At 73.8% G+C, this 282-nt stretch carries 1 protein-coding gene; it reads left to right on the top strand.

Annotated features, from left to right (window positions below; all coding sequences use genetic code 11):
• A partial coding sequence (locus tag QN345_RS20130; protein ID WP_323509253.1) for a hypothetical protein occupies window positions 1-282 on the top strand: 282 nt, incomplete at both ends.

Raw genomic sequence — 282 nt, 5'->3', positions numbered from 1 at the left:
GCCCGTCGGGGACACCGCGTACGGGCGGCTCTGGCGCCATGACGGGTCCGCCTCCGCCGCCGGTGTCACGGCGAGCGAGGTCCCGGCCCACGCCGGGGGAGTCTTCTCTCTCGCCGCCCTGCTTCTTGCCGCGATCACGGTCGGCTCAGCCCTGCTCCTGTCGATCCCGACCGGGGCAGGCCCCGAAGCCGTACGCCAGGCGAATCGCGACGCCATGCGCCGCTCGGCCCGCTCGGACACCCAGGACCGCAAGGCAGAGGCACGGGATCTCCACCGCGAAGA

The sequence above is a fragment of the Cryobacterium sp. 10I1 genome (genome assembly GCF_035019805.1).
Classification (GTDB): Bacteria; Actinomycetota; Actinomycetes; order Actinomycetales; family Microbacteriaceae; genus Cryobacterium; species Cryobacterium glucosi.
This window is presented reverse-complemented; position numbering and strand designations above follow the sequence as displayed.